The 747-nt window shown below is 71.0% G+C and carries 1 protein-coding gene; it reads right to left on the minus strand.

What is annotated here, in order from left to right; translation table 11 throughout:
- On the minus strand, positions 1 to 734 hold a 734-nt coding region (locus tag ACFP2T_RS47410; protein ID WP_377434525.1), incomplete at its 3' end, for an AMP-binding protein.
- Between the last annotated feature and the right edge of the window lie 13 nt (positions 735 to 747).

Genomic DNA, 747 nt, shown 5'->3' on the forward strand with positions numbered 1-747 from the left:
AACAACTCCTCCCGCACCGACAACGGCCCCCTGCCGCCCGCCGCGCCAGCGAACTCCGGCACCGGCAACGCCGCATAGTCGACCTTGCCGTTGGGACTCAACGGCACCCGCTCCAGCGCCACGAACACCGCCGGCACCATGTAGTCGGGCAGCCGCGTCGCCACCTGCTCCCGCAACGCCTCGATGTCCACCGCACCGACCAGGTAGGCGACCAGCCGGTCGTCACGAGCCACCACCACGGCCTGGTCCACACCCGGACACGACCGCACCGCGGCCTCGACCTCACCCGGCTCGATCCGGAACCCGCGCACCTTGACCTGCGCATCGGCCCGACCGGCGAACACCAACTGCCCATCGGCGGTCCATTTCGCGACGTCACCGGTGCGGTACATCCGTTCACCGGCACCGAACGGACAGGCCACGAACCGCTCACCGGTCAACCCCGCCCGGTTGACATACCCCCGGGCCACTCCCGCACCGGCGACGTACAACTCACCGGCGACCCCGACCGGCACCGGCGCCAACCGGTCATCGAGCACGAACAACCGGGTATTGGCGATCGGTCGGCCGAACGGCACCGGTCCCACCGCGTCGACACCGACGTCGACCACCCCGGCCGCGACCATCACCGCGGCCTCCGTCGGACCGTACGTGTTCACCAACGTCCGGCCGGCCGACCACGCCACCGCCGAACTACGAGAGATCGCCTCCGCGCCCACCAACACCCGCGACACCCGGGCCCAGTCC

The organism is Plantactinospora solaniradicis, assembly GCF_042658085.1.
GTDB classification, from domain to species: domain Bacteria; phylum Actinomycetota; class Actinomycetes; order Mycobacteriales; family Micromonosporaceae; genus Plantactinospora; species Plantactinospora solaniradicis.